Annotated in this window: 22 protein-coding genes; 14 read left to right on the forward strand and 8 right to left on the reverse strand. The window is 60.4% G+C overall.

The window, feature by feature from the left end; translation table 11 throughout:
- Positions 1 to 118: 118 nt before the first annotated feature.
- The 3 genes from KX729_RS21885 to KX729_RS21895 are packed head-to-tail and all read right to left on the reverse strand — an operon-like array spanning position 119 to position 1,943.
- Positions 119 to 628 (reverse strand): flavin reductase, encoded by a 510-nt coding sequence (locus tag KX729_RS21885; RefSeq protein WP_219744609.1) that lies wholly within the window; start codon positions 626 to 628, stop codon positions 119 to 121.
- Complete coding sequence (locus tag KX729_RS21890) at positions 625 to 1,719, reverse strand: LLM class flavin-dependent oxidoreductase (RefSeq protein WP_219744680.1); 1,095 nt, start codon at positions 1,717 to 1,719, stop codon at positions 625 to 627. Before KX729_RS21890 ends, KX729_RS21885 begins: the two co-directional genes overlap by 4 nt.
- Positions 1,719 to 1,943 (reverse strand): hypothetical protein, encoded by a 225-nt coding sequence (locus KX729_RS21895; protein ID WP_219744610.1) that lies wholly within the window; start codon positions 1,941 to 1,943, stop codon positions 1,719 to 1,721. Before KX729_RS21895 ends, KX729_RS21890 begins: the two co-directional genes overlap by 1 nt.
- On the opposite strand from KX729_RS21895, the gene KX729_RS21900 reads away from it, so the two are divergent.
- Both KX729_RS21900 and KX729_RS21905 read left to right on the forward strand, forming a co-directional pair.
- On the forward strand, positions 1,942 to 2,697 hold the full coding sequence (locus tag KX729_RS21900) for an HpcH/HpaI aldolase family protein (protein WP_219744611.1): 756 nt from the start codon (positions 1,942 to 1,944) through the stop codon (positions 2,695 to 2,697). The two genes, KX729_RS21895 and KX729_RS21900, sit on opposite strands and share 2 nt — an antisense overlap.
- 21 nt (positions 2,698 to 2,718) lie before the next feature.
- Positions 2,719 to 3,645, forward strand: a complete 927-nt coding sequence (locus tag KX729_RS21905; RefSeq protein WP_219744612.1) for an NADP-dependent oxidoreductase — start codon at positions 2,719 to 2,721, stop codon at positions 3,643 to 3,645.
- Positions 3,646 to 3,657: 12 nt separating this feature from the next.
- Here the strand turns inward: KX729_RS21905 and KX729_RS21910 are convergent, their stop codons facing one another.
- Positions 3,658 to 4,362, reverse strand: coding sequence for a hypothetical protein (locus KX729_RS21910; RefSeq protein ID WP_219744613.1), 705 nt, complete (start codon positions 4,360 to 4,362; stop codon positions 3,658 to 3,660).
- Between the two features lie 359 nt (positions 4,363 to 4,721).
- Here KX729_RS21910 and KX729_RS21915 point away from each other — a divergent pair, with 359 nt between their 5' ends.
- The 4 genes from KX729_RS21915 (at position 4,722) to KX729_RS21930 (ending at position 8,199) form a co-directional block, all read left to right on the forward strand.
- The gene (locus tag KX729_RS21915) at positions 4,722 to 5,519 is read left to right on the forward strand and encodes an ABC transporter substrate-binding protein (protein ID WP_219744681.1); all 798 of its coding nucleotides are present in this window, start codon (positions 4,722 to 4,724) and stop codon (positions 5,517 to 5,519) included.
- A gap of 185 nt (positions 5,520 to 5,704) precedes the next feature.
- On the forward strand, positions 5,705 to 6,379 hold the full coding sequence (locus KX729_RS21920; protein WP_219744614.1) for an amino acid ABC transporter permease: 675 nt from the start codon (positions 5,705 to 5,707) through the stop codon (positions 6,377 to 6,379).
- 330 nt (positions 6,380 to 6,709) lie between these two features.
- Entirely contained in the window at positions 6,710 to 7,495 is a 786-nt protein-coding gene (locus tag KX729_RS21925; RefSeq protein ID WP_219744615.1) for a cyclase family protein, read from the forward strand.
- A gap of 194 nt (positions 7,496 to 7,689) precedes the next feature.
- Positions 7,690 to 8,199: a MarR family winged helix-turn-helix transcriptional regulator gene (locus tag KX729_RS21930; protein WP_219744616.1), complete on the forward strand. Its 510-nt coding sequence runs from the start codon at positions 7,690 to 7,692 to the stop codon at positions 8,197 to 8,199.
- Between the two features lie 18 nt (positions 8,200 to 8,217).
- On the opposite strand, the gene KX729_RS21935 is transcribed toward KX729_RS21930, so the two are convergent.
- The 4 genes from KX729_RS21935 to KX729_RS21950 all read right to left on the reverse strand — a co-directional run bounded on the left by KX729_RS21935 (position 8,218) and on the right by KX729_RS21950 (position 15,967).
- Positions 8,218 to 9,585 (reverse strand): virulence factor family protein, encoded by a 1,368-nt coding sequence (locus KX729_RS21935; protein ID WP_219744617.1) that lies wholly within the window; start codon positions 9,583 to 9,585, stop codon positions 8,218 to 8,220.
- Positions 9,582 to 12,164, reverse strand: a complete 2,583-nt coding sequence (gene mprF, locus KX729_RS21940; RefSeq protein ID WP_219744618.1) for a bifunctional lysylphosphatidylglycerol flippase/synthetase MprF — start codon at positions 12,162 to 12,164, stop codon at positions 9,582 to 9,584. Before mprF ends, KX729_RS21935 begins: the two co-directional genes overlap by 4 nt.
- A 91-nt stretch (positions 12,165 to 12,255) precedes the next feature.
- Positions 12,256 to 13,803 (reverse strand): indolepyruvate oxidoreductase subunit beta family protein, encoded by a 1,548-nt coding sequence (locus KX729_RS21945; protein ID WP_219744619.1) that lies wholly within the window; start codon positions 13,801 to 13,803, stop codon positions 12,256 to 12,258.
- 10 nt (positions 13,804 to 13,813) lie between these two features.
- A complete protein-coding gene (locus KX729_RS21950) occupies positions 13,814 to 15,967 on the reverse strand; it encodes a ferredoxin family protein (RefSeq protein ID WP_219744620.1) in 2,154 nt (717 codons plus the stop codon).
- A gap of 312 nt (positions 15,968 to 16,279) precedes the next feature.
- Here KX729_RS21950 and KX729_RS21955 point away from each other — a divergent pair, with 312 nt between their 5' ends.
- The 8 genes from KX729_RS21955 to KX729_RS21990 are packed head-to-tail and all read left to right on the forward strand — an operon-like array spanning position 16,280 to position 24,780.
- Positions 16,280 to 18,622 (forward strand): bifunctional salicylyl-CoA 5-hydroxylase/oxidoreductase, encoded by a 2,343-nt coding sequence (locus tag KX729_RS21955; protein WP_219744621.1) that lies wholly within the window; start codon positions 16,280 to 16,282, stop codon positions 18,620 to 18,622.
- A 10-nt stretch (positions 18,623 to 18,632) separates the two neighbouring features.
- The gene (locus tag KX729_RS21960) at positions 18,633 to 19,427 is read left to right on the forward strand and encodes an SDR family NAD(P)-dependent oxidoreductase (RefSeq protein WP_219744622.1); all 795 of its coding nucleotides are present in this window, start codon (positions 18,633 to 18,635) and stop codon (positions 19,425 to 19,427) included.
- Positions 19,428 to 19,468: 41 nt separating this feature from the next.
- Entirely contained in the window at positions 19,469 to 19,915 is a 447-nt protein-coding gene (locus KX729_RS21965; RefSeq protein ID WP_219744623.1) for a cupin domain-containing protein, read from the forward strand.
- A 60-nt stretch (positions 19,916 to 19,975) separates the two neighbouring features.
- Positions 19,976 to 20,818 carry an enoyl-CoA hydratase family protein gene (locus tag KX729_RS21970; RefSeq protein WP_219744624.1) on the forward strand — a complete coding sequence of 281 codons (843 nt, stop codon included), beginning with the start codon at positions 19,976 to 19,978 and terminating at the stop codon, positions 20,816 to 20,818.
- Positions 20,818 to 21,993, forward strand: coding sequence for an acyl-CoA dehydrogenase family protein (locus KX729_RS21975; protein ID WP_219744625.1), 1,176 nt, complete (start codon positions 20,818 to 20,820; stop codon positions 21,991 to 21,993). Before KX729_RS21970 ends, KX729_RS21975 begins: the two co-directional genes overlap by 1 nt.
- Positions 21,994 to 21,995: 2 nt before the next feature.
- Entirely contained in the window at positions 21,996 to 22,427 is a 432-nt protein-coding gene (locus tag KX729_RS21980) for an acyl-CoA thioesterase (RefSeq protein ID WP_219744626.1), read from the forward strand.
- Complete coding sequence (locus KX729_RS21985; RefSeq protein WP_219744627.1) at positions 22,405 to 22,800, forward strand: RidA family protein; 396 nt, start codon at positions 22,405 to 22,407, stop codon at positions 22,798 to 22,800. The genes KX729_RS21980 and KX729_RS21985 overlap by 23 nt, the downstream gene beginning before the upstream one ends.
- 18 nt (positions 22,801 to 22,818) lie before the next feature.
- The gene (locus KX729_RS21990) at positions 22,819 to 24,780 is read left to right on the forward strand and encodes a 3-hydroxyacyl-CoA dehydrogenase NAD-binding domain-containing protein (protein ID WP_219744628.1); all 1,962 of its coding nucleotides are present in this window, start codon (positions 22,819 to 22,821) and stop codon (positions 24,778 to 24,780) included.
- The last annotated feature ends 50 nt before the right edge of the window (positions 24,781 to 24,830 follow it).

The raw sequence follows: 24,830 nt of genomic DNA on the forward strand, positions 1-24,830 counted from the left end.
CCGCTCCTACCTAGACGTCATCCTCGGCCTTGTGCCGAGGATCCTAAGCCGCTTCAACATATTCGACATGGACAGATGCTCGGGACAGGCCCGAGCATGCCGGCAGAGAACAGGCTATTCACCTGACATGATGATAGCGGCGCCGGAAATAGATGAGTGCCTCGCCATCGTCACTGCCATGGGCAATTCCGACAACCCGGCAGAACAGCACATGATGCGTGCCGCTTTCGACTGCGCTCTCGACCTCGCAGTCGAAAGACACGATCGCATCCGTCAGCCTCGGCGATCCGGTCGAACCGACAATCCAGTCGCCGACGGCAAACCGCTCTTCCTGCGGCGTCGAACCACCGAACAGCTTCGACATCGCCTCGTGACCGGCCGCCAGCGTATTAACGCAAAGCACTCGGTTCTTTTCGAACATGCCCGCCACCGAACTTGACCGGTTGAGGCAGACAAGCAAGGTCGGCGGCCGGTCGGTGACGCTGGAGACGGCCGACGCGGTAAACCCTGCCAGCCCACCCGGACCGTCAGTCGTCACGATATGCACGGCAGCCGCAAGCCGCGCCATGCCGTCCCGGAAGGAAAGCCGCGTTGCCTCGACCTCGTCATGGATAGGATCGATGCTCATTCGACGCGCAACCCCGCCTTTTTCAGGAGCGGCATGACGCGATCGCAGAAGAACGGCAATTCGTAAGTGTAATTGACGAAGGACATGGCAATACCGGAATACCCCTGTTCGGCGATCGCCACCATATCCTCGACGATCTTTTCCGGCGTGCCGATCAGCGGATAACCACCCGCGCCGCCGGCAAACCGCTTGCGGTAACGATCATAGCTCTCCTTGTCATGCGACTGGGAGAATTCCTTCTTACCGGCCATATGCTGGTCGACGGCCTCGTGATCGGCGAGCGTCACGGCATAACGCTCGTAATAATCCTCCGCTTCCTGCTGGCTCTCGCGGCAGACCACATGGCAGACGGTATAGGCGCCGACATCGCGACCAAGCTTGTCCGCTCGGCCCTTGATGTCCTCGACATGTTTGCCGGCGTCGGCGATCTCAGTGAATGTGGTGAACAGATATTCGCAGTTCTTCGCCGCAAAATCCCGGCCCGGGCCGCCGAAGGCAGCGTTCATCGTCACCGGCCGCGGCGATTGCAGGCTGGCGGGACGGCTCACCACATCCTTGAGCTTGTAATAGCTGCCATCATAATCGAACGGCGCGTCGGAGGCATAGGCTCGTTCCATGATCTCCAGCCATTCGGCGGCCTGATCGTAACCCTTCTCGACCAGCGGCGTGCCGAACATGGCGAATTCCTTGGGATTCCAGCCGCAGACGATGTTGAGGCCGGCACGACCACCGCTGATATGATCGACGGTTGCCAGCGCCTTGGCCGCATAAAGCGGATGCACCAGCGGCACATGCACGGTCATGAAAAGCCCGATCCGCTCGGTGACCGAGGCAAGCCCCGCCGCCCAGGTGAACGTCTCGAACGACCATTCACGCACCCGGTTCTTGCCGCCAAAACCCTTCCAGCGGGCGATCGGCAAGAAGAAATCTAGCCCGCCGCGATCGGCAATCTGCACGGCGTTGAGATTATCCTCCCAGCGCGCCTGCCAGCGCTCCGGCACATCGGTGATCGCCAGCCCGCCATCCGCATTGGCGGAAAAGACGCCAAGTTTGAGTTTGCTGGGACCTTTCAGCGGATGCTGCTTGATGATCATGCGCGTTTCCCTCTTGCCGTCGAACGGCATTTTTCTTTTGCGACTTCAAACTGCAACCCAGCTTGAAGTTCGATCATATGATCCGTATTCCGCTTATTCCAAGTTTCAAGTGTTTTTTGTCGGGTCTTGGCTCCTGCCGGCATGTTCGAGTGGATGTCCACGTCAGAACTTGCTTTGATGCCGGCAAGGCTTTTTCTGTCGCACCATAATGAGGTTGCCATGAACGATTTTCGTCAACGATGCATCGGGTTCGAACGAGTGATCGGCACCTTCGCCGCCATTCCCCATCCTGTGGCAATCGAAGTCGCAGCAGCCTCCGGCCTTGATTTCATCTGCATCGATGCGGAGCATTCCCAGATCGGCCGTGAGCTCACCGAAAACCTCATCCGGGCATCCGACGTCCATCGCGTGCCGGCCATGGTGCGCGTGCCGGGCCACGCTCCGGAATCGATCGCTGGTGTTCTCGATGCAGGCGCTGTCGGCGTGCTGGTGCCGCGTATCTCGACCGCCGCTCAGGCGAAGGCCGCGGTCATGGCGATCCGTTATCCTCCCTTCGGCGAACGCGGCGTCGGACCGGGACGTGCCGCAGGCTACGGCTATCGCATCCCCGATTACCTGAGGAGCGCCAATGAAAGCCTTGTCCTCGCCATCCAGATCGAAACGGCCGAAGGCCTCGCCAATGTCGAGGAAATCGTCGCGGTCGAAGGCACGGATGTCATCTTCATCGGCCCTGGGGACCTCTCCGTTTCTCTCACCGCGGCGGGAGAAGGCGGCGCTGAAAAGCTCGATGCGGCAATCCATAAGATTACCAAGGCAGCCCGCGCCGCAGGCAAGGCAGTCGGCATTTTCCGTCCATCGCCGGACGATGTGGGCAAGTGGTCAGATGCCGGCATCAGCTTCTACCTCCTGGCCAGCGACACCATGTTCCTCGGCGCAAGCCTCGCCGCCGGCGTGACGGCCGCACGGAACGCCTGAATCACCAGCGGAGTAAACATCTTGAAGGCCATTCAATTCAGCGAATACGGTCCGGCCGAGGTGATGCATTATGTCGATCTACCTAATCCGATCCCCGGAGAAGGCCAGATCCTCGTCAGGCTGGAGGCCGCCAGCGTCACGCCCTTTGACTGGAAACTCCGTGCCGGCCATCTGAAGGAACATTTCACGCTGCCCATGCCGAGCGTTCCGGGCCGCGACGGCGGCGGTACGGTCGTCGCCATCGGCGAGGGCGTCGAGGAATTCAAGCCAGGCGACCGGGTTGTCGTCATGGCCGGCGCCTTCGCGCAGGGCGGTTATGCGGAAATGATCGCCGTCGATGAAAAGAATGCCGTCAAGATTTCAGAGAACCTGTCGGTCGTCGAAGCGACGGCGCTCACCAATGCAAGTCTCAGTACCTGGATCGCCGTGCGCACGGCGGAGGTCAAATCCGGCGACAAGGTGCTGGTCCATGCCGGTGCCGGCGCGATTGGCGGCCTTCTCGTCCAGCTCTGCCACCATCTCGGCGCGGAAGTGAGCGCGACATGCCGATCGACGAACCAGGATTATGTGAGAAGCCTCGGCGCCGATCACGCCATCGCCTATGACCTGCAGAACTTTTCGGAGGTAATCCGGGATCAGGACATCGTCTTCGACCTCATCGGCGGAGAGGTCCACGACAGGTCCTACAAGGTTCTGAAAAAGGGCGGCCATCTCGCCTGGCTAGTCGCCGATCCGATTCGGGATCGCGGTGCCGAATTTGGCGTCACTGTCACCCGGATCATGGTCACCGACGACAAGTCGGCACTGCAGGCGATGATGGATCTTGCCGGCGCCGGAATGCTGAAGCCGCAGGTAGCCCGCACCATGCCGCTTTCCGAAGCTGCCGAAGCGCATCGCCTGATGGAAAAAGGCGCCATCTCCGGAGGGCGCCTCGTCCTGGTGATGTGATTGCCTTGCGTATCAGGGCGTGACGATCAGCGTCTCCATCGGGAAATGCGAATTGCCGCCCTCGAATGGCGGGAAGGTCTTGAAATCCTCGCGCATGGCGACCCGTGCCGGCGATTGCAGCGCGATCTGCAAGGCCGCCGGGCTGTCGAACATCACGCGGTTGCGCTGCATATGCTCGACCCGCGCCCAAGGGAGGAAGCCGCACCAGTCGATACGGGAAAGCACCTCGATCTTGCGAATGCCGGGGAAGGTGCGCATGACAGGCGGATGATGGGTCACGTAATGGCGCATCCAGACATTCAGATCCTGTGCCGGCCCTTCGTAATGCACGAGATAGGAGCAGGGATTGCCATTGGCCTCGACATCGAGCGCCGGCTCGTCGACCGGAAAATGCCGGATATACATTGCCTGTTGGCTCGCCTTGGCGCCGCGAATGCTGGAAAGCACGCCATGCGCCGCAAGCTGCTGCAGATGACCGGCAGGCGCCAGGGCATCTTCCAGTTCGGAAAGCTCGTTGAAATGCAGCTGCATACCGAAAACAGGCGATTGTTCATCCCGGTTATACATGTCCTTGGTGACTTCCGGCGTGTAGAGATTGGCCGATGTCAGCCCGGGCGTCAGCTTGACGATCTCGGCCACCGTTTTCACGTCAGCCTCGCTGACCGCCAGCTTGCTGCCATCGACATTCTCAAAAAAGGCGAAATAGGCAAAACGCATCGAAACCCTCCGGTTTGCCGAGCGGGAAATATCCGGAATCTGGCTTTTCGCTCCCAAACAGCGCGCCACTATCGGGCCGCCGACAGCAAAAAACAAGTTTAGACTTAAACCGTTCTGACTTCACAGACAGGTCGGAAAAACATGATTTAAGCTTCAATCTTTTCGCTTGAAACTCACGGAATTTTGGATCACGATCCCTTCAAATCGCGCGTGGGACGAGGATCGGAAACGCCGTGGGATTGCTCTTGGGAGAGAGCCCGTTTCAGGTTATCCATTCACCGACGACAAGAAAAAATCGTATCCGATCCGGCGGGAAATATTCCCCGGTCAAGAAACAGAGGGAACCGAAATTCATGACCATGACCATTTTCCGCCGCGCCTTCGTGGGCCTTGCGGGTGCCGCCATCCTGTCCGTCGCAAGCGCCAGCCTCGCTTCTGCCGCAGCTCTCGTCATCGGCTCCTATCCGAGCAATCCTCCCTTCGAATACAAGACCGCCAGCGGCTCTTTCGAGGGTTTTGAAGTCGATATCGCCACTGAAGTCGCCAAGCGTCTCGGCATGACGGTCGAAATCTCCGACCTCGGCTTCCAGGCACTGTTTGCCGCGACCGCCTCCAAGCGCATCGACGTTGCGATCTCCTCGATCACCATCACCAAGGAACGCCTTGGCAGCCAGTCCTTCACCCAGCCCTATTACGATGCCGACATGGGCATCGCCACCCGCAAGGAATCCACGGTCGCCAAGCTGGAAGACATCAAGGGCAAGGTCGTCGGCGTGCTGGCCGGCTCCACCGCCGACAAGTGGGCCAAGGAAAACAAGGAAAAATACGGCATCAGCGATATCAAGAGCTACAATGCTCAACAGGATCTGCTGATGGACCTCTCTGCCGGCCGCGCCGATGTCGCCGTCAGCGACGTCCCGGGCATGGAATACGCCTTCCTCAAGATGAAGGACCTCGCCGTCAAGGTACGCATCAAGACCGGCGAACAGTATGGCCTGATGATGACCAAGGACCACCCGCTTCTCGCCAAGGCAAACGATGCCATCACTGCGATGAAGAAGGACGGCACGCTGGCCGCCATCCACAAGAAGTGGTTCGGCAGCGATCCGGCCGCCGATTCCGCCACCGCCAAGGAACAGCCGATGCCCAAGCCGTAAGCCGGCTATCGACCATCGTAACCTGATCGATGCCGGCCCGAAACGGCCGGCATTTTCTTGAACTGAAGCGCATCGTGGCCTTTTGCCACCTCTTGTCCCGCTTTAGTTCTTTGTTTCCGCGCATGTCATATCGCAAGATCGCTGATGTGCCTTTGCGCGACGTGTTTTGAAAGGGACGGACGACCATGAGCCTCCTCGACACATTCTTCAATCTGGAGGTTCTCGGCGACGCATTTCCAGCGCTGCTGCGCGGCCTGATCAATACGTTCATCCTGGGCATCGCCGGCATCGGCTTCGGCATCCCGCTCGGCCTGCTGATCGGCCTCGTCCGGCTTTATGGCCCGAAGCCGGCGCGTTATGCCACGGTTCTCTATATCGACATCCTGCGCGCCTCGCCCATGCTGGTCGTGCTGATGCTGATCTATTTCGCGCTGCCCTTCGTCGGCATCAGGCTCTCGTCCTGGACCTGCGCCATCCTCGCCTTCACCATCGTCATGGCAGCCTATATGGCGGAAGTCTTCCGCTCAGGCATCGAAAGCATACCGCGCGGCCAGTTCGAAGCCGCTGCAGCGCTCGGCCTCTCCTTCGTTACCACACTGCGTAAGGTCGTGCTGCCGCAGGCAATTCGTATCGTCATTCCGCCAGCCACCAACAATTGCGTATCGATGTTCAAGGATACGTCGCTCGCCTCGACGGTGGCGCTTGCAGAACTGATGAAGGAAGGCCTCGACGCACAGGCGCTGTATGCGAACCCGACCCCGCTGATCGGCGCGGCACTGATCTACATTGCCTTCCTTTGGCCTATGGTGCGGCTGGTCAGCCTGCTGGAGCAGAAATTCAGCAAGGAAAAGAGGCGGTAGAATCTAAGCACGCTACGCGCTGAATTTATTCAAATGCATATATCATCTGAGATAGGCCTTTGGTTCAACCAAAGCTATCCATGCAGGATAACGCACGCCTATCGCACACTTCCTGCTTCTCTGACCTCCGTTTCAGCATAATAAAAAAAGCTTTTCCACATTTTGCGGCTACTGAAAATTGCGCATTTGAGCGCCTTGGGATTGCTTGCATCCTCATATTTTCTACAATACGCTCGCCCTCGGTCAACGGCACCGGAGAGGAAACCGGATCGCCGTCCTTTACACGTAACCGGTCAATCAAATCCGGCCATTCAAGGGGAACCCGGCACCATGTCTTCCAACGCGCTTTCCAGTCTCGCTTCCGCTCTACTTTCGGGCTCAGTCAAGGTCGTCGACCTGACGGCGCCGCTCGGCCCGGATACGCCGGTTCTCTACTTGCCGCCGCAGTTCGGCAAGAATACGCCGAACGTTAAGGTCCACACCATCTCGGCTTACGACCAGGACGGTCCGTTCTGGGCCTGGAATTGGCTGGAGCTCGGCGAACATACCGGCACCCATTTCGATGCGCCCTGTCACTGGATCACCGGCAAGGATCAGTCGAACAACACGACCGACACCATCCCGCCGCAGAATTTCGTCGCACCCGTCAATGTCATCGACCGTTCGAAGGAAGCAGCCGCCGATCCGGACTATCTGCTGACCGTCGAGAGCATCCAGGAATGGGAAGCCCAGCACGGTGAGATCGAGCCGGGCAGCTGGGTGCTGATGCGTTCCGACTGGTACAAGCGCAACGGCTCCACCGAGACCTTCCTCAACGCCGACGAAAACGGCCCGCATTCGCCCGGCCCGACGGCCGAAGCGATCCAGTACCTGCTTTCCAAGGGCATTATCGGCTGGGGCCAGGAAACCATCGGCACCGATGCCGGTTCGGCCGGCGGCATGAACCCGCCCTTCCCGGCGCACAACCTGATGCATGGCGCTGGCAAATATGGCCTCGCTTCGCTCTCAAATCTCGACCAGCTGCCGCCGAAGGGCGCCGTGCTGATCGCCGCACCGCTGAAATTCGTCAAGGGCACCGGCTCGCCGGTTCGCGCCTTGGCGCTGATTACTGGTTAAATCTTCTCGGCACGGGCAGCGGCCGCTCTTCCAGGCCGCAGCCCGACCACTCGGGTTGCGGCGGTTTCTTCTGGCGGCCTGCATGGCCGTCTGTTAACCACCGCACTGCAAGCCGGGCTCTGATCGGAGCACCGGCTCATCGATTTCATCTTCGCCGCGGTCGATCGCGGCGATTAGAACCTTAAAGAGGGCTCATGGCAGAACGGTTTTCAGGCGTGGTACTGCGGCGAAATCCGGATGGCGAGCCCTTGCCCTCGCCGACCATGGGCGAGATCGGCCTCAATCATTTCGCGCCCTACCTCATGAACCGCATCATCGCGCGCTGGAACTCCAACATGGCGGAGGAATTGCGCGAATACGACCTGACGACCGCCAAGATGCGCACTCTCGCGGTCCTGAGCGTATCGGCCTCGCTTACCATCAACGAACTCTCCGTCTTTGCCGTCATCGAGCAATCGACCATGAGCCGCACGCTCGATTCCTTGGAAAAGCAGGGGTTGATCCGCCGCACGCCGCGCGCAGAGGACATGCGCATCCGCGACGTGACGATCACGGAAGAAGGCCGTACCGCCTTCGCCGATTTCTGGCCGACCATGTACGATTCGCTTCTGCATATGTTCGATGGTATCGACGAGGAAGAATACCGCGCCTTTACCGGCACGTTGCACAAGATCCTCCTCAACATCCGCAAGCACGAGATTTAAGACAAATTCTCGGTTGAGCTATTTGGAGAGCCGGGTCTGAAGGCTGTCGCGGATACGTTTGCCGAGCGCCTGATAGTTCTCATCGAAATGGTGTCCTCCCTCGATCGGCACGACCTCGACGCCCTTGTCCTTCAGCGTCGGACACGGGTCGTCGTCCTCGTCGGTACCGTAGACGCATTGGACGATCTTCGGATCGATCTTGGTAAGATCGTTGATTGGATCGCCGCCCTTGCCGGCGCCGGCCACGCCGAGCCAGCCGGTCACGGAAATCTCGTAATCCACCTGGTTGGAAAGGCCGAGCAGGGTGATCTGCTTGACGCGCGCCCGGTCGGCCGGCGGCAGCAGATTGTAGGTCGCGGGGATCACGTCGGCGCCGAATGAATAACCGATCAGCATGACGTTCTGGACGCCCCATTGGCGGCGGTAATGCTCGATGACCTTGGCAAGATCGTCGGCCGTGCCCTGCGGCGTCCGTTCCGACCAGAAATACCGCAGCGAATCCAGCCCGATCGTCGGTACGCCCTGCGACTGGAGATAACCGCCCACTTCGCTATCGAGGTCACGCCAGCCGCCATCGCCGGAATAGATGACCGCCATCGTGTTCATCGCCGGCTTGGCGTCGAGCACGTTGAGCGGCAGGTCCAGCGGCTGGTTGCTTTGTTTCACAAGGGCAATGCGCTCGGACAGTACATCCTCGAGCGCCGTGTCAGGAGCCTTCGAAGCATCGACGAGGTCGACTTCCGGATGCTCCTGCTTCAGCTTCAGCCCATGCGCCTTGCCGGCAGCATCAGCCGCCGTGGTTGAGATGATCGTCACCGCCGCCGGCAGGGCGCCATCGCTGAAGCCGTAGATCGTCCGGTTGCCGGTGACTTGTTTGGAAGCCGGCGTGCAAAGCTCCTTGGAGAGCGGGATGCCCGCCAATGGATCGACCGCGATCGCCTCGCTGATCGTCGCATTCGGGCTCTGCGAAATCATCGCCAGCGCCAGTGCGCCGCCTTCGCCGATACCGGCGACGATCGGGTGGCGATATTGTGGATTGCCGATCCGTCGCTGCACTTGCTGCGACACGTCCTCGATATCGGAGACCATGTAGATGCATTCGCCGTCATCGGCCGAAAGCAATTTGATGTAGGACGGGAAATCGATGCCAACGACGGCCGCTCCCGCCTCCAGCAGCTTCTTTGCCTCGGCGTCTTCCCGCGCCCCCCAGCCTTGGCCATCGGATATCAGAAATACCAGCGCCTCGAGATCGGTCCCGGTTCCCGGCAGCATGACATGCGGCGATGGGATCAGGCCGGTCTGGTAATCCTGCTGCTGTGCAGCGGTAACCGTGACCCCGGCGACCAGAGAAAAGAATGCGATGGAGAGAGAACGCAGAAACGTCATTTACCGACCACTCCTCTCAAGCCGCCTCCGATCAGGAAGGTCGCATCCATCATCACGATCGCCGGGCTGGCGCCGCCGGAAACCGCGAGATAACGCGGCTCCCATTTAGGATGGAATTTCGACTTGAAAGCCTTCAAACCTTTGAAATTGTAGAACCGTTCGCCATGTTCGAACACGACGCTGCCGATCTTGTCCCAGGCGAGAGCGACCTCGCGCTGCGACATGCCCGACAGCGGCGCCATGCCGAGATTGAATTGTGCATAACCCGCATCGCGAAGATATTCCATGATCTTGACGAACAGGAAGTCCATCGACCCCTTGGGCGCGTCGGGCGCGAACCGCATCAGGTCGACGGTGCCTTCCTGCTTGGTATCGGTGACGGAAAGCGTTGCGAAGGCGCAGATTTTTCTGTCCTTGCGCAGAACCGCAACCGGCTGTGCGCAGACATAATCGTCGCGGAACGCGCCGAGCGAGAAGGTTTTTTCGCGCGTGTCCTGCTCCTGAAGCCAGGCATCGGACACCACTCGAAGATCATCGATGATACCAGCCACATTGGGCTGATCGACCAACTCGAATTCCAGCCCTTCGCGCGCGCCCTTGTTGATCGCCTGGCGAAGACCGGCAAGCCGTCCGCCCTTCAGATCGAATTTCGTCAAATCGACGATCGCCAGCTCGCCGAGCTTGAATGCCCTGAGGCCGGTATCGGCGCAGTGTGAAAGAAGGCTTGGCGAAATCTGGTAAAGCACAGCCCTGCCGCCCTGCATGCGGGCCGTCTCGACAAACCGCCAGACGAGGTCGGCCACTTCTTCCTGCGGGCCGATCGGATCGAACAGCGCAATCCACGACCGCCCCTGAATGCCATACATGATGAAGGCATTGCCGCTTTCGGAGAACATCAGCCGCTTGTCACCCATGCGCACCAGATTGGCGTCTGCATTGCCCTGCGTCATGACGATCTGCACCGCGCGCTCGAAATCATCGGCGGTCGAAAGTGGCGTACGGCGCGCGGCGGGGCGAAGCAGGCTGTAGAGTGCGATCAATGCTGCGATGATCGCAAGGCCCAACACGGCACGCAGACCGCGCGGCGCTTCTTCCGAAAACTCGAACTGCCACCAGAGTTGATGGCTGTAATCCACCTCGCGATAAGCGAAAAGCAGCACGGTGACCGCCGCGACCACGACGATCAGCATCGCCGCGATCCAGCTGGGTGTGAGCACCTGTCCGAATAGCGAGGCGCGCCGCTTGAACAGTTTTGCGCTGAGGAAAAGGCCGGCCAGCAGGACCGCGAGGAAGATCGCCTCGTAAAGTGCTACCGCCCGCATGAACGCGAAAACGAGCGCCAAAGCCGTGCAGATCATGCCGATCCACCAGGCACCATCGAGGCGCTGACCGATGCCGCGGGCAGCGACGAACAGGATGAGGCCGAGGATGCTGGAGAAGAAGTGCGCGCTTTCGAACACCGGTAACGGCAGATAGTTGGCCAGGAAATCGAGATCGGAATCCGGCGTCGGCGTAACGCTGGCGAAAACCAGCATGGCGCCTGCGACCATCGCAAACGAGGCCAGAAGCGGCGGCGCGAGGCGGAATTCCAGCTTGCGCAAGGTCGAGGCGACCGGATGTTTCGCAAGTTGCCGCAACTCCACGCCGATCACCACCAGCGTGGCGATGAGCAGCGGCAGGACGTGATAGATGACGCGATAAAGAACAAGGCTGCCGAGAACCTGATCGAGGCTGACCGTATTGCCGAGCGCCGCGACGATGACCGTCTCGAACACGCCAAGCCCGGCCGGCACATGGCTGAGCACACCAAGGCCAATCGCGGTCGCATAAATGGCGACAAACGACGGCCAGCCGATCGACCCCTGAGGTAGAAGCACGTAAAGAACGGAAGCGGAAGCCGCGACATCCAGAGCGGTGACCAGAAACTGTTGCGAGGAGGTGCGCGAATCCGGCAAGCGGATGTCGAGGCTGCCGATGGACACGACGCGCCCGCCGCGGCCGAGGATTACCAGGGCGACGAGCACGAGAATGATCACGATCGAACCGCCGCGCACCCAGCCGCCGTCTATGCCAAGGGCATCGCCGATACGGGGAGCGGTCACCAGCGAAGCCAGTGCCGTCACGGCCAGCAAACCGATGCCGAAAGCCAATGTCACGAAAGCGATAACGCGACCGACATCATCGGGAGAGAGGCCAAGCCTAGTATAAGCCCGGAAACGGATCGCCCCACCGCTCAATGCACCGAAACCGGCGGTATTGCCGACCGCGTAAGCGGCGAACGCGGTGACCGCCACCGGCGCGAAGGGCAGCGGCCTGCCAATATAGGTCAACGCATTGATATCGTAGCCGATCAAAGATGCGAAGCTGAGCGCGGTGAAGAAGATTGCCAGCGCGACCGAAGTCCAGCTCGTATCGGTGAGCGCTTCGATCACATCGTCATAACTGACCTCGGTCGTCAGCTTGTAGATCGCAAATGTCGTAAACGCGAATACCGCCAGCATCGCGAGCGCGATGAAGTACGGACGGTACGCTTCGAAAAATTCTCGAAAGCGTCCGGGCTGACGGTCGGGTGTTTCCATAATGCTTGCCGTGGCTGAAGACTGCGCAACAGACTTGGTTCAGATGCGCAGCAAAAGCAACCGGATCAAGGCTATAATGTGTCTAATATGCTTAAAGCGTAGCCACGGTTTTGAGAGCGCCGTCGAGAGCTATGCCGTTCTCGTCCAACAGCGCCGCCTGCCGCAACCGCTTCATCCAGACCGCTCCGTCTTCCCGGCCGGAAAGTGAAGACAGAGCGGACATCACCCGGTCGAATTTCGAAAGCCCGCGGGCGTGGGTATCGGAATATCCCTTCACCAGACGGCGATTGTTGATCACTTCGACGGCGAGATCATAGTTGCGCGACAGGAGCGACGTTGCCGATACAAGCCAGGCTTCACGATGCTCCGCCTCTCGCAGATGGCGCAACGTTCCACGGCGCGTACGACGCAGGGCCGCGACGATGTAAAGCGAAATGAACCAGAACAGCGTGCCGGTCTGCACCCGGCGGCCCTTGTTGATGCGACGATCAAGCCAGGCGAAAAGTTTCGGGCTGTTCTCGATCCAGAGACCAAGTCCCTTCGGCAGCGTGCCGCAGACCTCTTCCATGCGCGGATGCATGTATTCGGTCATGTACAGGATTTGATCTTGCTTTACTCCGACTTCGTTGCGGACACGGTTGAAGCGCGAGCCGCGGGTTTTCAGGTCGGCAACACGAATGACATCGTCGTAAGCCATGGCGACAGCGACATATTTAGCCGACTGCACGGTGAAGGCATAGTCATGACTCTCGCCGCTATTGGTACGGTCGAGGGCATAAAGCTTGCCGACCCGATCTAGATATTCATCGGCATAAGCCGGGTCCTGAAAATCCGTAAGCTTCTTGATTCCGGCAAACAGCAGCGGCCAGGCAACTTCCGGAAATTCGGCACGCAAGCGATGCACGAGACGGTCGAGGTCCGGATGGCCCGCAGTCTCCGGCATCGCGTCGAACCGCTTCGGCGGAGATGATGCGATCTCTTCACGCGGCTTTGCCTTTGCTCGGTCATAGGCCGCGTTGAATGCCTTGAGGCTGGGCTCGACGCCCTTACCGCCGCCGCGGATCGTCGCTTCGAAGGCTTCCTTCGGGAAGGGCAACACATCGGCAGCGGCCAGCGCGCCGAACATCGAGGACGAGATGACGCTGCCGTTCTTCAGCGCCAGCGTGTCCATGTCGAAGGCGATCGTCCGCTTGGCTGCAAAATCAGTAGCGCCAACCACGACGGTCGGGTCGCCAATGCCATCGCCCGGCTTTTCCTTCTCGCCGACCGCAAACGAGCGATGCGTCGAGGCGATCAGCGTGGTTCTGTCGGGCGTGACAAGGCCGCGCAAAACGGAGCGGCCGGCTTCCATCAATTCAGCGGCCAACACGACATCCACATCGCCCGGCGTCGGCATCAGCGAAAAGATCGGCGCCACACCATCGCGGGCCGGCAGCATCTCGATATAATAGATGGTCGCACCAGTGCGCTGGGCAACGCCCGGCACGGAGGTGGATTGCGCCATCCAGCCCTGCTCCTCGGCCAGACCGACGATCCAGTCTGCCAGCACGCCGCCGCCCTGCCCGCCCATGGCCATGATGGCTAATGTGAGCGGTTTGTCGGAAGCCATCAGCGTCTTGAGGTTCACGGTCTCGTTCATCGCCTGATCCTCAATCCGCAAACACGATGCGGCCGGCCGCACGGCGGGCCTGCAGCCAGCCGATCACCTTGCTGCGCAGGTTGGACATGAACTTGTCCCAGCCCGTCGGATTGTGGATGACATCGGCGCGATAGAAGGATGGACAGAGCACCGCAGCCTCGGAAACCTCGCCGCAATTGCCGCAGCCGACGCAACTGTTGTCGATCGCTGCGACCGGATCGTCCTTCAGCGGATCGTCCGTATGCTTGACCGACAGCGACGGACAGCCGGACAGCCGGATGCAGGCGTGATCGCCGGTGCAGACATCTTCGTCCACGCCGAAACGCTCCTTCACCATCCGCTTTCCGTCCTTCACCGCCTTGGCGAATTGCGGCTTGATGCGGCGCTGCTTGTTCAGCATGCATTCGGAAGAGGCGACAATGATCTTCGGCCCCTTTTCCTTCGTCGTCAGCGCTTCCTTCAGCGTGTCGCGCATCTTCGCGACGTCATAGGTTCGATCGATCTGGCGAACCCAGGTGGCGCCAATCCCCTTCACCGCATTGACGATGGAATTGTTGGTCTTGCGATTGGGATTGATGGCCCGCGATGAAAGGATGTCCTGCCCGCCGGTCGCCGCCGAATAAAAGTTATCGACGACGAGGATGACGCCGTCCTGCTTGTTGAAGACCGCATTGCCGATAGAGGTCGCGAGACCGTTATGCCAGAAACCGCCATCGCCCATGACCGCAATCGATCGCTTGTCCGCCTCCACATTGAAGGCAGATGCCGAAGCAGGGCCAAGCCCATAACCCATCGTCGTGCCGCCGATATTGAACGGCGGCAAGATCGAGAACAGATGACAGCCGATATCCGCCGAGACGTGGTGCTCGCCAAGTTCCTTCTCGACCAGCTTCATGGCCGCGAAGATCGGCCGCTCGGGACAGCCTGTACAGAAACCGGCCGGACGCGCCGGCACGACTTCGGCCAGTGCCTTGACCTTCGGATCGTTGAGGATGGGCGTCGGGTCCGGCACCGGCGGCTGGTTGCCGAGCAACAGGCGATCATACATCTCGACGAAGGTCTTCAAGCCCTTCATCATCACAGGCGCGGTATATTCTCCGCCGAGCGGCAGGATATCCTTGCCATGCAGACGGGTCTGGATATCCCGGCGGCGCATCAACGTGTGGAGCGTCTGCTCCACATATTCCGGCGCTCCCTCCTCGACCATGATCACGGCCTTCTTGCCGAGACAGAAGTCGATCACCTCGTCGTCAATCGTTGGATAGGCTACGTTCATCACGTAGATCGGAATGGAAGAATTGCCGTAGACATCGGCCAGACCCAACTGCTGCAGACCGCGCATGACACCGTTATAGAGCCCGCCCAGCGTGATGATGCCGATCTCGCCTTCTTCAGGACCAAAGAACTCGTTGAGTTTCTTTTCCTTGATGAAGTTGACGGCGGCCGGCCAGCGGCGCTCCAGCTTGTCCTTGTCCTGCATGAAGTTCGCCGGCGGCAGAACGATGCGGTTGACGTCGCGCACCGGATTTTCCAGCGCCTGCTTCAAGGTGAAATCCGGCCGCTTGTTGTTCTTGGCAGTAAACTGGCCGTGCACATGACAGGCGCGGATACGCACTTCCAGCATGACCGGCGTGTTGGACGCCTCCGACAGCTGAAACCCGTCCTCGACCGCCTGCACCATCGACGGCAGGTTGGGACGCGGATCGAGCAGCCACATCTGCGATTTCATCGCGAATGCATGGCTGCGCTCCTGCATGATCGACGAACCTTCGCCGAAATCCTCACCAAGGATGATCAACGCACCGCCGTTGACGCCGCCGGAGGAAAGGTTGGAAAGCGCGTCCGAGGCAACGTTCGTACCCGCCGTCGATTTCCACGTCACGGCGCCGCGCACCGGATACATGACCGAGGCCGACAGCATCGCTGCCGCTGCAGCTTCAGAGGCCGAAGTCTCGAAATGAACACCGAGATCCTCCATGATGTCCTTGGCGTCGGCCAGAACGTCCATCAGGTGGGAGATCGGCGAACCCTGGTAACCGCCGACATAGGATACGCCGGATTGCAGCAGCGCCTTGGTAATCGCCAGAATGCCTTCGCCACGGAAGATTTCACCTTCCCCGAGCTTCAGATCCTCGACTTCGCGGGCAAATGACCGTTCTGCCATGACCGTTCCCCTTTGCCTTGGCGGCTTGTCGTCATAAACATTTGCAAAAGCATATTTTCGCCGTCATGCCTTTGTCAATTCACAAATGAAGTTGAAGGCTACCGCGCGAATTCTGATCGGCCACACAGAAAAATATATGCATCAGCATATTAGCGGACGCTAGCTCGATAGATTTCGAACGCAGGATCGAGCGAACACGCACAACTTTGCGTCGGTAAAATAAATGACCGAAAATCCGCTTGACGCTTTGATCGAACGCCATATAGTTTAAACTTAAAATAACGAAGAACGGAACGCTTGGAGGAATTGGATATGCGCATCGTCTGTATCGGTGGTGGTCCCGCAGGTCTCTATTTCGCGCTTCTGATGAAGAAGTTTCATCCCGAGCATTCGATCTCGGTGGTCGAGCGCAACAAGCCATACGACACGTTCGGCTGGGGCGTCGTGTTCTCCGATGCGACCATGGTCTCCATGCGCGCTTGGGATCCGGACAGCGCCGCCGAAATCGAAGACGCCTTCAATCACTGGGACGATATCGAACTGCTTTTCAAGGGCACGCGCCAGCGCACCTCCGGCCACGGCTTCGTCGGCATCGGCCGCAAGAAACTCTTGAACATCCTGCAGCGCCGTTGCGAAGCGCTCGGCGTCGAACTGGTCTTCGAAACCGATTCCGCCGGCGATACCGATTATCCCGATGCCGACCTGATCATCGCCTCCGACGGCTTCAACTCGAAGATCCGCAATCGTTATCCGGACGTTTTTCAGCCGGATCTCGTGGTTCGCCCGAACCGTTATATCTGGCTCGGCACCCACAAGCTGTTCGACGCCTTCACCTTTGATTTCCGCAAGACGGACCACGGCTGGTTCCAGGCGCACATCTACAAGTTCGACGAAAACACCTCGACCTTCATCGTCGAGACCACCGAAGAAGCCTACGAAAAGCACGGCCTCGGCCAGATGGACCAGCAGGGCTCTATCGATTTCTGCCAGGAGCTGTTCTCGGAAGTGCTGGAAGGCTCCGAGCTGATGACCAATGCGCGGCACCTGCGTGGCAGCGCTTGGCTGAACTTCAACCGCCTGATCTGCGGCAAGTGGAGCCATTTCAACGGCAATTCGCATGTCGTGCTGATGGGCGACGCCGCCCATACCGCCCATTTCGCCATCGGCTCCGGCACCAAGCTCGCGATCGATGACGCGATTGAACTGTGCAATCAGTTCAACAAGCTCGGCCATACCAGGGAAAACATCCCGGCCGTCCTCGAAACCTATGAGGAAATCCGCCGCGTCGATGTCGCCCGCATTCAGAATGCGGCCCGAAACGCCATGGAGTGGTTCGAAGTCGTCGGCCAGCGTTATGCCGATACCCTGCCGCCCGAGCAGTTCATGTATTCGATGCTGACCCGCTCGCAGCGCATCAGCCACGAGAACCTGCGTTTACGCGATCCCAAATGGCTGGAAGGTTACGAGCGCTGGTTCGCCAAGGAAAACGGCATCGAGGTCACCGGCAACGGCCGCACCCTACCGCCGATGTTCACGCCCTATTCGCTGCGCGAAACCCACCTGCCGAACCGCATCGTCATGTCGCCCATGGCCATGTATTCCGCCAAGGACGGGTTGATGGACGATTTCCATCTCGTCCATCTCGGCTCCCGCGCACTTGGCGGCGCCGGCCTGGTTTTTGCGGAAATGACCTGCGTCTCGCCGGATGCCCGCATCACCCCCGGCTGCCTCGGCCTGTGGAACGACGAGCAGGCGGCGCAGTGGAAGCGCTTCGTCAATTTCGTGCATGAGAACTCAGCTGCCAAGGCCGGCATCCAGATCGGCCATGCCGGCCGCAAGGGTTCCACCAAGGTTGCCTGGGAAGGCATCGACCAGCCGGTCGAAGAAGGCGGCTGGGACCTGATCTCGGCGTCCGCCCTGCCCTATCTCAAGCACAGCCAAGTGCCGAAGGCGATGGATCGCGCCGACATGGACCGGGTCAAGGCCGATCACGTCCGCGCCGCGAAATATGCCGCCGAAGCCGGGGCCGACTGGCTGGAACTGCACTGCGCCCACGGTTATCTGCTCTCGAGCTTCCTGTCGCCGCTGACGAACATCCGCACGGATGAATACGGCGGCAGCCACGAGAACATGGCCCGTTACCCGCTGGAGATCTTCAAGGCCGTTCGCGAAGTCTGGCCGGCAGACAAGCCGATCTCCGTGCGTCTCTCCTGCCATGACTGGTTCGAAGGCGGCAACACGCCGGAGGATGCGGCAATCTACGCCCGCATGTTCAAGGATGCCGGTGCCGACCTGATCGACTGCTCGTCCGGCCAGGTCTGGAAGGAAGAAAAGCCGGTCTATGGCCGCCTGTTTCAGACACCGTTCTCCGACAAGATCCGCAACGAGATCGGCATTCCGACGATTGCTGTCGGCGCCATTGCCGAGGCTGATCAGGCGAATTCCATCATCGCCGCCGGCCGCGCCGATCTCTGCGCCGTCGCCCGCCCGCATCTGGCCGATCCCGCCTGGGTTCTGCATGAAGCGGCAAAGATCGGTCTGACGAACATTCCCTGGCCGAAGCAGTACTATTCCGGCAAGTCGCAATACGAAACCGGCCTTGCCCGCGCCGCTGCAGCCCCGCCGGCCGTCGGCCCGACGGTGGCGGCGAAATAAGGATCGCGACATGGACACGGCTTCCGGCAAACTGGCAAACCGCCATGCCCTCGTCACCGGCGCGGGCTCTGGCATCGGCGCGGCGATCGCAACCGCTTTGGTGGAAGCAGGCGCGCGCGTAACGCTGGCCGGCCGGCGAGCCGAACCGCTGGAAGCGCTGGCTGAAAAACTCGGCAGAGATAATGTCTGCGTTGCGGACGGTTTCGACGTGACCGACGAAATCGCCATCGATAACGGTTTGAAAATGGCGCGCGCCTGCTTCGGCCCGGTCGATATCCTCGTCAACAATGCCGGTGAAGGGCCGAGCGCGCCGTTCGAGAAAACATCGCTGGAGATGTGGAACAAGGTAATGGCTGTGGACCTGACCGGCGTCTTTCTGATGACTCAAGCCGTGCTTCCCGACCTCAAGGCCTTTGGCGCCGGCGCCCGCATCATCAATATCGCCTCGACGGCGGGCCTGACGGGTTATGCCTATGTCTCGGCCTATGTTGCCGCCAAGCACGGCGTCATTGGCCTCACCCGTTCGCTGGCGCTGGAATTGGCCAAGACCGGCATCACCGTCAACGCCGTCTGCCCCGGCTTTACCGATACGCCGCTGATCGCCCGCTCGATCGAAACGATCGTCGCAAAAACTGGCCGCACGGAAGAGCAGGCGCTCAAGGAATTCACCAAGAGTAATCCGCAGGGACGGCTGGTGAAGCCGGAGGAAGTCGCGGACACCGTTCTGTGGCTGGCATCGCCCGGTGCTGCATCGATCAATGGACAGGCAATCGCAGTTGCCGGTGGGGAGGTCCTGGCGGGCTGATTGCCTGCCAAGGAAGAAGAAACGAGAGCTGGGAGATCGACATGGAACTGGAAAAGGGCATTACCGAGAACGGCAGCGGCTACAAAGGCACGACCTGGAACATCCTGGGTCAGGTCTATTTTCCAAAGGCCGTCTGCGACGACACCTTTGCCTTCGAGACCAACAGCCTGCCGGGACAGTTCGTGCCGGTGCACATCCACCCGACCCAGGACGAATACATCCTGGTCCAGGAAGGCGAACTCGATCTGAAGCTCGACGGCCAATGGGTCAAGGCGAAAGCCGGAGACCTGGTCCGCATGCCGCGCGGCATCCCGCACGGCTATTTCAATAAATCCGACAAACCGTGCCGGGCGCTCTTCTGGGTCTCGCCCGCCCGCAAGCTGCAGGCGCTTTTCGAAGAACTGCACGAAATGACCGACGTGGAGGAAATCGTAAAAGTTTCCGCCGCGCATGAGGTGGATTTCCTACCGCCCTCCGCCAACGACTGACATAGGGATAATCCTGCCGCCGAAAAGGCGACCGGTCGACGAAAGAGAGAGGAGACGAGCATGAGCGACGTCATGAAAGAGATGAAGCGGAACTTTCGCGATTACCAGCCGAAGCATTTCCTCTGGGAAGTGAGCGAAAACGGCCGTGTCGCGACGATCCGCCTCAACCGGGCGGAGCGCAAGAACCCGCTGACCTTCGAAAGCTATGCGGAACTGCGCGACCTCTTTCGCGATCTCGCCTATGCCTCCGACATCCGCTCGATCGTGCTGACCGGCGCCGGCGGCAACTTCTCCTCCGGCGGCGATGTGTTCGAAATCATCGAGCCGCTGACCCATATGGCGATGCCGGAGCTTCTGGCCTTCACTCGCATGACCGGCGATCTCGTCAAGGCGATGAAGAAATGCCCGCAGCCGATCGTCGCCGCCGTCGACGGCATCTGCGTCGGCGCCGGCGCCATCCTTGCCATGGCCTCCGATATCCGTCTCGCGACGCCGGAAGCCAAGACTGCGTTCCTTTTCACCCGCGTCGGCCTTGCCGGTGCGGACATGGGTGCCTGCGGTATTCTCCCGCGCATCATCGGCCAGGGTCGCGCTGCCGAACTTCTGTTCACCGGCCGCACCATGAACGCCCGCGAGGGTGAGGCCTGGGGGTTCTTCAACACCATCCACCCCGGCGATGTCCTGGAAGCGGAAGCCGTAAAGCTCGCCCACTCGCTGGCCGATGGCCCCTGGTTCGCCCACACGATGACCAAGACCATGCTGAACCAGGAATGGGCCATGGGCATCGAGGAAATGATCGAGTCCGAGGCACAGGCCCAGGCGATCTGCATGGCCACCCAGGACTTCCGCCGCGCCTTCGAAGCCTTCGCCGAAAAGCGCAAACCGGCCTTCGAGGGTAACTGATGGCCGCCCCGACGAACCTCAAGGGGCCGGCGCGAGATTTTCTCGATTGGCCGTTTTTCGACGAAAGCCACAAAGCCCTCGCCGAAAAATTAGATGCGTTTGCCGCCTCCGGCGCGCTCGCCCATATCGACCATTCCGACACGGACAACGCCTGCCGCGCCATCGTCAGATCACTCGGCGATGCCGGCCTGCTGGATGCCGCGACCGGTGCTGGCGGAAGCCAGCCGATCGACAGCCGCGCCGCCTGCCTGACCCGCGAGACACTTGCCTGGCATGATGGCCTCGCAGATTTCGCTTTCGCGATGCAGGGCCTCGGCACCGGCGCGATCGGCTTGTCCGGTTCGGAAGAGCTTCGTCGTATCGTGCTGCCGAAAGCCCAATCCGGCGAATGGATTTCCGCTTTCGCGCTCTCCGAAAAGGAAGCGGGATCGGATGTTGCCGCCATGGCCTGCGCCGCCCGCAAGGATGGCGACCACTATATCCTCGACGGCGAAAAGACCTGGATTTCCAACGGCGGCATTGCCGATGTCTATACGGTCTTCGTCCGCACCGGCGAAGCGCCCGGCACGCGCGGCATTTCCGCCTTCGTCGTCTTTGCCGATGATCCGGGCTTCTCGATCGCCGAGCGTATCGACGTTATTGCCCCGCATCCGCTGGCGACGATCCGGTTCGAAAACTGCCGCATTCCGGCCTCGCGTTTGCTCGGCACGCCCGGCGAGGGTTTCAAGATCGCCATGCGGACGCTGGATATTTTCCGCGCGTCCGTCGCAGCAGCGGCCCTCGGTTTCGCCAAGCGCGCGCTGGACGAAGCGGTGGCCTATGCCAAGGCGCGGCCGATGTTCGGCAACCACCTTTCCGACTTGCAGCTTACCCAGGCCGCTTTCGGCGACATGGCAGCACAGATCGATTCCGGCGCGTTGTTGACTTACCGCGCCGCCTGGCGTCGCGACGTTCAAGGCCTGCCGACCACCAAGGAAGCGGCGATGGCAAAGATGGTCGCGACGGAAAACGCGCAGCAGGTCATCGACCGCGCCGTGCAGATTTTTGGCGGCCGCGGCGTCAAAAGCGGTGAGATCACCGAAAGTCTCTATCGCGAAATCCGCGCGCTGCGCATCTATGAAGGCGCGACGGAAGTCCAGAAGCTGATCATCGCCCGCGAACTGTTGAAAGCGTGACGATGGCTTACACGACCTCCCGCCGGCTGAATTTTGGAGATTGCGATCCTTCCGGCATCGCCTATTTCCCGTCCTACCTGCACATCCTGGTCGGCGTGTACGAGGAATTTTTCGAAAAGCTCGGCTTTCCCTGGCCTGAAATGATCAACGATCGAAAGATCGGACTGCCGACGGTGACGCTGGATCTCATCTTCAAGAACCCCGGTTTCCACGGCGACCAAATGGATTTCACGGTCAAGGTTATGCGGGTCGGCAACAGCTCGGTCGATCTCGAGCATGAAATAAGCGCCGGCGAACGGCTGCTCTGGGTGGCGAAGCAAAGGCTCGTCGTCACCTCACACGAAACCCACAAGGCCCTTCCTTGGCCGGACGATATGCGCGCAGCGCTTACACAGCATTTGGAGAAACAAGATGCACACGATTCTGCAGCCTGAAGGCTGGGCAAAACCGATCGGTTACGCCAACGGCGTCGCCGCCACCGGCCGCCAGATTTTCGTGGGCGGACAAATCGGCTGGAACGGCCAGTGCCAGTTCGAAACCGATGATTTCGTCGGCCAGGTGAAGCAGACGCTTCAGAACGTCGTGGCCGTTCTGGCGGAAGCAGGCGCCAAGCCCGAACACATCACCACCATGACCTGGTATTTCACTGACAAGGCGGAATATCTCGGCAACCTGAAGGGTTTGGGACAGGCTTATCGCGAAGTGATCGGCAAGCATTTCCCGGCCATGGCCGCCATGCAGGTCGTGGCTTTGGTGGAAGACCGCGCCAAGATCGAGATCCAGGCCACCGCCGTCATTCCCGAATAAGCCGACCGGAAGATTACCATGAGCGACCTCAGCAGCTTCTCCGCCACGGTTTCCGCAACGACCCGCGACAGCGTGCTGGTCGTCACCATCGACAATGCGCCCGTTAACGCGACCTCTGTGGATGTCCGTAGCGGCCTTGAAAAGGCGCTTACCCACGCTGAAACCGCTACCGATGTGCTCGGCGTCGTCATCACCGGCGCCGGCAAGACCTTCATCGGAGGCGCCGATATCAACGAATTCGGCAAGCCGGCCATGGAGCCGACCTTGCCGGCCGTCATCGAAAAGATCGAGAACCTCTCCAAGCCTGTCGTCGCGGCACTGAATGGCGCAGCCCTCGGCGGCGGGCTGGAGGTGGCACTTGCCTGCCATCATCGCATCGCCTCCCCGTCCGCGCAGCTCGGCCTGCCGGAGGTCAAACTCGGCATCGTCCCCGGCGCCGGGGGCACGCAGCGCCTGCCGCGACTGATCGGCATCGCCGCCGCATTGGAACTCGTCACATCGGGGCGCGTGGCTAAGGCTGACGAAGCCCTTAAACTTGGCATTGTCGATGAGATCGCCAAGGACGATCTCGTCGGTGCAGCCGTATCGGCAGTGCAGAATCTCGCCGGCACACCGCTCCGTCGCACCGGCGCGTTGAGTATTGCGCCGGCAGATCCGGCTGAAATCGAAACCGCAGCAGCCAAAATCCTCGCCAAAGCGCGTGGCCAAAAGGCTCCCGCTGAAGCGGTACGGCTGGTCACCACTTCCACTCGGCCTTTTGCCGAAGGCCTTGCGGACGAACGCGCGACCTTCATCGCCCTTCGCGACAGCCGCGAGGCGGCAGCACTGCGTCATGTCTTTTTCGCCGAACGGGAATCTTCCAAGGTCGAGGGGCTGGAAGGCATCGAGGCACGCCTCGTCAGCACGATCGGTATTTGCGGCCTCGGCCTGATGGGCAGCGGCATCGCGGTTGCTGCGCTTGGTGCCGGCTATTCCGTCATCGCCCTCGACCAGACACCGGAAGCTGCCGAAAAAGGCCGTGAACGTATCATCGGTCTGCTGGAGCGCAACCTCGCCTCCGGTCGCCTCGACCAAGCTAGCTTCGACGCGCAGAAAGCCCGGCTGTCGGTCACTGCATCAGATGCCGATCTTGCGCCTTGTGATCTCGTCATCGAAGCCGTTTTCGACGATCTCGCCGTCAAGGCCGACCTTTTCCAGCGCCTAGACAAAGTCATCCGCCCGAATGCCATCTTGGCGACCAATACCAGCTACCTGAATCCGGACGAGATCGCCGCTGCGACCGCCCACCCGGAACGGGTGCTCGGCCTGCATTTCTTCTCCCCGGCCCATGTCATGCGCCTTCTCGAAGTCGTCCGCTGCGCAAAGACCGCACCGGATGTGCTGGCCACCGGGCTTGCCGTTGCCAAAAAGCTGAGAAAGCTGCCGGTGGTCACGGGCGTCACCGAGGGTTTTATCGGCAACCGCATCTTCTCCGCCTATCGCCGCGAGGCGGAATTCCTTTTGGAAGACGGTGCCCTGCCGCACGAGATCGACGCGGCCTTGGAAGACTACGGTTTTCCGATGGGCCTGTTTGCCGTCTACGACATGGCCGGCCTCGAAATCGCCTGGGCCCGCCGCAAACGGCAGGCCGCAACCCGCGATCCCGCCGCCCGTTATGTCGAGATCGCCGATACGCTTTGCGAAACCGGCCGGCTTGGCCAGAAGGCCGGCCGCGGCTGGTATTTCTATCCGGAAGGCAAGCGGACCATCGATCCGGAGGTGACCGCAATCATCGAAGCCGCCCGCGCGAAAAAGGGCATCGCCCCGCGCAGCTTCTCGAAAGACGAAATCCAGGATCGCATGCTGAAAGCGATGGCTACGGAAGGCGAGGCGTTGCTTGCCGAACACGTCGCTACGCGGCCCGGCGATATCGATCTTGTGATGATCAATGGCTATGGTTTTCCGGCCCACAAAGGCGGACCGATGTTCGCACGCGACTGACGAACATCAGTCCACATTTGAGATAACATATTGGAAAATATCGTGTTACC

The organism is Neorhizobium populisoli, assembly GCF_019430945.1.
GTDB classification, from domain to species: Bacteria; Pseudomonadota; Alphaproteobacteria; order Rhizobiales; family Rhizobiaceae; genus Neorhizobium; species Neorhizobium populisoli.